The organism is Halanaerobiales bacterium (assembly GCA_035270125.1).
Classification (GTDB): Bacteria; Bacillota; Halanaerobiia; order Halanaerobiales; family DATFIM01; genus DATFIM01.
In genome coordinates this window covers 1-7,849 of record DATFIM010000170.1, presented here as the reverse complement: position 1 = coordinate 7,849, position 7,849 = coordinate 1, and the positions used below count along the sequence as shown (strand labels likewise).

At 29.1% G+C, this 7,849-nt stretch carries 8 protein-coding genes and 1 riboswitch; all 8 genes read left to right on the top strand.

The window, feature by feature from the left end:
* The coding region (locus VJ881_09065) for an undecaprenyl-diphosphate phosphatase (protein HKL76202.1) at positions 1-226 on the top strand (226 nt) is incomplete at its 5' end.
* 36 nt (positions 227-262) lie between these two features.
* A complete protein-coding gene (locus tag VJ881_09060; GenBank protein ID HKL76201.1) occupies positions 263-1,324 on the top strand; it encodes a TolC family protein in 1,062 nt (353 codons plus the stop codon).
* Complete coding sequence (locus VJ881_09055; protein ID HKL76200.1) at positions 1,314-2,729, top strand: TolC family protein; 1,416 nt, start codon at positions 1,314-1,316, stop codon at positions 2,727-2,729. Before VJ881_09060 ends, VJ881_09055 begins: the two co-directional genes overlap by 11 nt.
* Before the next feature lies 1 nt (position 2,730).
* Complete coding sequence (locus VJ881_09050) at positions 2,731-3,777, top strand: efflux RND transporter periplasmic adaptor subunit (GenBank protein ID HKL76199.1); 1,047 nt, start codon at positions 2,731-2,733, stop codon at positions 3,775-3,777.
* Complete coding sequence (locus VJ881_09045; protein ID HKL76198.1) at positions 3,774-4,451, top strand: ABC transporter ATP-binding protein; 678 nt, start codon at positions 3,774-3,776, stop codon at positions 4,449-4,451. Before VJ881_09050 ends, VJ881_09045 begins: the two co-directional genes overlap by 4 nt.
* On the top strand, positions 4,451-5,662 hold the full coding sequence (locus VJ881_09040) for an ABC transporter permease (protein ID HKL76197.1): 1,212 nt from the start codon (positions 4,451-4,453) through the stop codon (positions 5,660-5,662). The genes VJ881_09045 and VJ881_09040 overlap by 1 nt, the downstream gene beginning before the upstream one ends.
* Positions 5,663-5,822: 160 nt before the next feature.
* Positions 5,823-6,374 (top strand): helix-turn-helix domain-containing protein, encoded by a 552-nt coding sequence (locus VJ881_09035; protein HKL76196.1) that lies wholly within the window; start codon positions 5,823-5,825, stop codon positions 6,372-6,374.
* 58 nt (positions 6,375-6,432) lie between these two features.
* Positions 6,433-6,534, top strand: a riboswitch (purine riboswitch).
* Positions 6,535-6,650: 116 nt separating this feature from the next.
* The coding region (locus tag VJ881_09030) for an NCS2 family permease (protein ID HKL76195.1) at positions 6,651-7,849 on the top strand (1,199 nt) is incomplete at its 3' end.

The window sequence follows — 7,849 nt, the reverse complement described above, 5'->3', positions numbered from 1 at the left end:
ATCAGTACCTGTAATTGGAGGGGCAACTTTATTAAAAATAAAAGATCTAGCTACTACTGGAATGGGAAATATTACTTCTCTAGAATTAATTGTTGGTACTTTATCAGCAGCAGTAGCAGGATATTTTTCTATTAAATTATTACTTAAATTAATAAACAAAGAGAAATTAAGTATATTTGCTTATTATTGCTGGATTTTAGGTTTAGGAATAATATTTGTTTTATAGTTAACTTATTTAATAAATTAAAAGGAGTGAATACAATTGAAAAAAATAACTAATTATATTTTATTGACATTATTATTAATTGTTTTTTCAACAACATTTGTAGGTGCAGAAACAATAAATATTAGCTTAGAATCAGCTCTTGATCTGGCTTTAGAAAACAACCTTAACTTAAAAGAAGCAAAAATCAGTCTGGAAAAATCAAAACTTGAGTATCAAAAAAGTATAGCTAATAATCTTACTACTCAATCAGATTATAATGAATTAAGGGCAAAATACACATTAAAAAATGCAGAAAACACTTATGATAGTACCCGTGATTCTCTTATAAAAAATGTAGTACAGCAATATAATAATTTAATACTAACTAAATATAACCTGAAAATTTTAGAAAAAAGAGAAAAATTAGAAAACAAATTATTAGAGGAGAGTCAGGCAAAATATGAAATAGGAGATATTGGTAATGTTAGCCTTTTAGAACAAAAAAATAATTATCAGGATGCACGTTATAATTATAAATCTTCTCAGGATAATTATGAACAATCTTTAAGAGAATTTAAAACTAAAATTGGGGTTGGCAGAGAAGATAATTTAAAATTTGCTGAATTAATTAAACCTGAAATTTGGCAAGTAAATGAAGATAAGGTTCTAAAAGAAGCATTAAATAATAGTATTGATTTAAAATTAAAAGAAATGAATTTAGAATTAGCCAGACTTGATAAAGAGAGAACTGAAATAACATCTTCTAAAATAGATAGACAAATTGCTGAAAAGGCAGTTGAAGAAGCTGAAATTTCTAAAAAAAGAGCAAAAAGTGATATAGAAAATAATAGTGTTCTGGCCTATCATGACTACCAACAGGCAATTGAAGAAATGCAATTAAAAAATAATAATTTTGAAAAAGCTAAAGAAGATTATAGGTTAAAAAAAGAACAATATAATGAAGGTTTAATTACTGAATCAGAACTATTAAATTATGAAATAAATAAAATGCAGGCAGAATATGATTATCTTTCTGCGGTAACAAATTATATAAATAAGAGAATAGTTTTAAGACAGCAGATGAATGTTGAATTAGAGGTGATTGATAGTGCTAAATAATAAAAAAATAATATCTGGACTTTCATTTTTAATAATTTTTACATTAATTTTTTCTTTTACAACTGAAAAACTTAGAGCAGAGAGTATTTCTCCTGAAAAAGCAATTGAGATTGGGTTAAAAAATAGTGCTGAAATTGAAGATCTAAAAAACAATATCGACCAAATAAAAAGAAATATTGAAAGTGTTAAAGCTCAAAAAGATTGGAAAATAGATTTTGCTGGAGAATATACCCATCATTTTGACGAAGAAGATAATTTAGCTTTGGAAGAGAAATCAGATAGTAGTATAAATCAGGATAGTATATCAATTACTGCTAATAAACTATATGATTTTGGACTTTCTTTTAACCCTGCTTTAAGAGTTACTGAAGATGATGAGAGAATAGATCTTAGTTTAACTCAACAGCTTTACCCGATTACTAATAGTGAGTTAGAAAATCAACTTTATAATTTAAAAAAAGATCTAATTAATGCAGAAGAGGAATTGAAAAATATTAAAGCTTCAAAAATAATAACCTGGGTTCAAAGTTATTTGAATATAGTTCGAATGAAGGAAAGAGAAAAAATTTACTTAGAAAGTGTAAAAAAAGCAGAAGATAATCTCAAAAAAGTAAAAAAAGAAAAAAATATAGGTGAAGGAGGAGAAAATCAACTTTTAACAGCAAAATATAGTCTGGAGGATGCAAAATATAAACTTAAAGAACAAAGATATAATATAGATGAAAGTATAAATTCATTTGAAAATGAACTGGGACTTAATGGTAAAATGAATATTTTATTTCAGAGTGAGAATAATTTTATACTGAATTTAAAAGAGAAAACCAATAAAATAACTGGTGAGTATTTAAATAATGAAAATTTACTGAGTTTAGTTGAAAAAAATAACAGTAGTTTGAAAACTATTAAACTAGATAGAAAAATTTTGGAAAGAGAATTAGAAAATTTAAAAAAAGAAGATGATTTAAATATTAGAATAACAGGAAAATATGATACTCTAAGCGAAAACCTGACAGCTACTATTGATTTTAGTTACAATCTCTATGATGGAGGAAAACATGGAATTAATCTTGAATCAAAAAAAGCTTCTCTTAAAAATAATATAAATAATTATGAAGATAAAGTAAGAAAACTCAAATTAGATCTGGAAAATCATTTAAATAAATTATCTCTAGATAAAGATAGACTTGCTAAGGAAGAATTAAATTATAAAAGAAGTAAAAATGAATTAGATATTGCTGAAATTAAATATGATAGAGGAATAATTGATTATCTAGAATATCAGGATAATTGGATTGTAGCCAGAGAATCAGGGATAAATCTTAAATCAATAAAAGATACTATTTTTATTAATAAATTAGAATTTATTAAGTTTGTTAATAGTGAAAATATCACTGGAGGGTTTTAAATTGTTAAAAAGATACTGGAAAATAATAGTTGCTGTGGTTCTTGTTTTGATAATAAGTGGTGGAGTTTACTATCAGTTTTATTATCAGACTAATGAGAGTAAAGAACAAAAAATTGATCCTAATAATATATTTACTGTAAAAAAAGGGAATATTACTAAAACAATTGACGGTCAGGGATATATTAAACCTATAAATGAAGAAAACTTATCTTTTCCTTCAACAAGTGGAGGAACTAAAATTACTAAAATACATGTTAATGAGGGAGATATGGTCAAAAAGGGTGATGTTTTGGTTGAATTGGATAAAAGGGAAGCAAGATTAAATTATCTCCAAAAGAAAAATGCTCTTGAAAAAGCAAAAATTAGCGGTTCAAAGAATGAAATTGAGGAGGCAGAGTTAAATTTATATATTGCTGAAGATAGAATAGAAAATTTAACTCTAAAAGCTCCTTTTGGTGGTTTAGTATCAGATGTTTATATTGAAGAGGGAAATTATTATGAAAATGGTAATGCAATTACTATAAAAAATACTAATACTTTAAAATCAGAGATTAGTATAGAAGAAAGTAATTTTCAGGAAATAAGTTTGGGTCAAAAAGCAAATATTGAACTGGATTCACTTCCAGCTACTTCTTTTACAGGTGAAGTAACTGAAATAGCTAATGAAGCAGATAATTCCGGAGGTACAGTTACTTTACCAGTTACTGTTACTTTAAATGAAACTGATAAAGAGATAAAAATTAATAGTTCAGCTCAGGTAGAAATAATTGTAGGAGAGCAAAAAGATACTCTATTTATTCCCATTACAGCTGTTTTTAATAAAAATAATAAAGAAGTTGTTTTTAAGGTGGTTGATGAAAATAAAACTGAAGCTGTAGAAATAAAAACTGGATTAAGTAATGGCCTGCGTATTGCAGTTGAATCTGGTTTAAATGAAGGTGATAAAATATTGTTAAATACCTTTGCTCAGGCTAATGGTAGTAAAAATATGCCAACATTTGGACCTGGTTCAGGTATAGGAGGTAATATGGGAGGACGTTCCAAATGATAGAAGTAGAAAATCTAACAAAAATATATAAAAATGGAAATGTTGAAGTAAAAGCTCTAAAAGAAGTATCTTTTAAAATAAAAAAAGGAGAAATTCTATCTATTATGGGTCCTTCTGGTTCAGGTAAATCTACTTTAATGAATTTACTTGGTTTTTTGGATACCCCGACTTCTGGAAAATACTATTTAAGAGGAAAAGATGTTTCTGGACTAGGTGAAAATAAACTGGCTGAATTGAGAAATGATTATGTAGGATTTGTTTTTCAGCAATTTAATTTATTAGGCAGAACAACCGTCCTCCATAATGTTGAATTACCTTTGATTTATGGTGGATATAGTAAAAAAGAGAGAAGAGAAATTGCAAAAGATTTATTAGAAAAAGTTGGACTTGGGCACCGTCTTAAACATTTTCCAAATGAAATTTCCGGTGGTCAGAAACAGAGAGTAGCTATTGCAAGAGCACTTGCCAATAACCCAGATTTAATATTAGCTGATGAGCCCACAGGTAATCTAGATACTGCTACTGGCGAAAGTATCATGGATTTATTTCATGATCTAAATGAACAGGGGCATACAATTGTCCTTGTTACTCATGAGGAAAATATTGCTGAACATGCCCGGCGTAAAATTTCTCTAATTGATGGGGAAATCAGAAAAGATGAGGTGTTTGTTTAATGTTTTATGAGACATTTAAAATTGCTATAAACAGTTTAGGAAGAAATAAAATAAGAACTTTACTTTCCATGTTGGGAATAATTATTGGAGTTGGAGCAGTTATTGCTGTAATCTCTGTAGCATCTGGTTCTCAGGCCCAGGTTACAGGTAGTATTTCTTCAATGGGTTCAAACTTAATCACTATTAACCCGGGAATCAGTAGTGGTAATTTTGGAAAACTTAGTTCTACTGCCAGTGATCAATTTACTTTAGAATTAGGTAGAGCTATAGAAGAATTTTCTCCTGATGTAAAAAGGGTTATACCTCAAAATCAGAGTAGTGGTTATTTTATGGTAGATGATAAAAATTATCAGGCTAGCCTGGTGGGGACTACTGCTGAATATCAGGAAGTAAATAATTTTAAACCTCAAATTGGAAAGTTTTTTAGTGAATATGATTTAAATAACAAAACAAATACAATAGTACTTGGTTCAGAGATAGTTGATGAATTATATGAAGATAATAATCCAGTAGGAGATAAAATTACTTATTATACAAATGAAAAACATTATGTGTTTAAAGTTATCGGGGTTATGGAAGAAAAAGATAGAGGAATTACCGGTAATTTAAATGACAGTGGTTATATACCAATTACTACTTATTTAAGTTCTATTGGAAATAGTAAATATATTAATAGTTTTATGGCTCAGGCTGAATCTTCAGAAAAAGCAGATAATGCTGTAAAAGAGATAGAATATTTTCTTGCCAAATATTTTGAAAGTGAGGATAACTTTAAAATATTTAGTCAGGATCAAATTTTAAGTACAATAAATGAGGTAACAGGTACTATGACCTTAATGATAAGTGGAATAGCTGCTATATCACTACTTGTTGGTGGTATTGGAATTATGAATATTATGCTTGTCTCAGTTACGGAAAGAACAAGAGAAATAGGAATCAGGAAAGCTCTGGGAGCAAAAAGATACTATATTTTGATTCAATTTTTATTAGAAGCAACAATTATGAGTATTATTGGGGGCATAATCGGAATCATTTTTGGCTCTATAGGTTCCTATTTTATATCTCAACTTGGAGGTTGGCCCTTTATAGTTGAAACTTCGAGTATTTTATTGGCAGTTGGATTTTCAATGAGTGTTGGAATATTTTTTGGAATATACCCTGCTCTTAAAGCTTCAAAACTTGATCCTGTAGATGCACTTAGTTATGAGTAATTTTATTTAAAATAATTAATAATAAATTTAAATCAAAGCAGGAATTTTGTAGTTTTTTGTAGAATAATAAATAAGAAGAGGTTAATATTTTTTAAATTATTAAACTTGTTAATTATAATTTAAAAAATAAATATTATCAAATAGAAAGGAGGGTTTGAAAATGAGTGAAAAAGAAAAAATGGGAAAAAAGATCAGAAATCTTAGAAAAGAATCTTCAATGAGTCTGGCTGAATTAGCTCAAAAGATAAATAAAACTTCAAGTTATTTAAGTCAAATAGAAAGAGGACTCGCTGAACCATCTTTAAATGCTTTAAGACAAATAGCTGAGGCTTTAGATACTCCCATCTTTTATTTTTTAGTTGATGAAAAAGATTATAATACTGTTGTAAGAAAAGAAGATAGAAAAAGAATGGAAATACCAGGCTCAAATCTGGAGATAGAATTAATTTCTGCTTCTCGTAATAGACAAATTGAAATGATTGAAGCAAAACTTGGAATTGGAGAAGAAACACAAAGAGAAAAAAACACTTATGAAGGTGAAGAATGTATATTGGTTAAAAATGGTGAACTAAAGATTGAAATTGGAAAAGAAAAATATAATTTAAAAGAAGGGGATAGTATTTACTTTTTATCTTCCCTACCTCACAAAATAACTAATATTGGTGAAGAACAACTGGAATTTATTTCAGCAATTACTCCTCCCAATATTTAAAAAAAGAGGTAGAAATTAGTTGACATTTAATTTAAAATTAAGTACAATTATATTAGTAAATATAATTTAATATTGACCTCGTATAAATGTAACAATATGGGTTACAAGTTTCTACGAGTTAGCCGTAAACTAACCAACTACGAGGGAAGGGACCTTTAATTTAAGAGCCTAAATAGGAATCTTTCCTTGAAGTTATTTATATTGGAAGACTCTATTTAGGCTTTTTCTTTTTCCTGCGGGGTCAATATAAATCCCAAAAGGAGAGTGATTTATTAAATGGAAAGTAAAGTAAATGAAGAAAACGGTGGAATGATGGAACAGATTTTTAATTTAAAAGAAAACAATACGGATATTAAGACTGAGGTAATTGCAGGGTTTACCACATTTATGACAATGGCTTATATTATATTTGTCAATCCTACTATTTTGTCTGATGCTGGTATGCCATTTAATGGTGTTTTTATTGCTACAATTGCCGGTGCAATTCTTGGTACTTTAGCTATGGCTTTTCTTACTAATTATCCTTTTGCTTTAGCTTCTGGAATGGGGTTAAATGCATTTTTTGCTTATTCAGTAGTTGCAAATATGGGAGTTTCCTGGCAGGCAGCTTTGGGAGTTATTTTTATTGAAGGTATAATTTTTATTATTTTAAGTGTTACTCCTGTGAGGAAAATGATAGTAAATGCAATTCCAATGGCTTTAAAAACAGGTATTAGTTCTGGTATAGGTTTATTTATTGCTTTTATTGGTTTGCAGAATGCTAATATAGCTGTTAATAGTGAAGCCACTTTAGTAACCATTGGTAACCCGTTAAGTGGACCATCCCTTGTAGCTATTTTTGGATTGGTTGTGATTGGTATTCTCCATGCTTTAAAGATAAAGGGAGCACTATTATGGGGGATTATAGCTGCTACAATATTTGGTTGGACTAATGGAGTTACACCTGCTTTTAATGGATTTTTTGCCATGCCAAGTATGGCAGATTGGTCAGAAGTTTTATTTCAACTTGATATAAAAGCTGCTTTTAATGCAGGTTTAATCGGGATTCTACTTTCTTTCTTATTTGTAGATATGTTTGATACTGCTGGAACTTTGGTTGGTGTAAGTCAACAGGCAGGATATTTAGATGAAAATGGAGATCTTCCTAAAGCAAATCGTGCTTTACTTGCTGATGCTATAGGTACTACCGGTGGAGCTCTTTTTGGTACAACTACAGTTACAACTTATGTTGAATCTGCTTCAGGTGTGGCTGAAGGAGGAAGAACAGGTTTAACAGGTGTTGTTGCTGCAATTTTATTCTTTTTGGCTCTATTTTTCAGACCTCTTATTGGGATAGTGCCTGGAGCCGCTACTGCTCCTGCATTAATTGTTGTAGGGACCATGATGATGTCTAATATCACCAAACTTGATTGGGATGATTTTACAGATATTCTACCGGCATTTGTGGCCATGATAATTATGCCTTTAACTTATTC

Coding starts and splice junctions, on each gene's coding strand:
- VJ881_09045 (HKL76198.1), top strand. CDS start 3,774: ATGATAGAAGTAGAAAATCTAACAAAAATATATAAAAATGGAAATGTT.
- VJ881_09040 (HKL76197.1), top strand. CDS start 4,451: ATGTTTTATGAGACATTTAAAATTGCTATAAACAGTTTAGGAAGAAAT.
- VJ881_09035 (HKL76196.1), top strand. CDS start 5,823: ATGAGTGAAAAAGAAAAAATGGGAAAAAAGATCAGAAATCTTAGAAAA.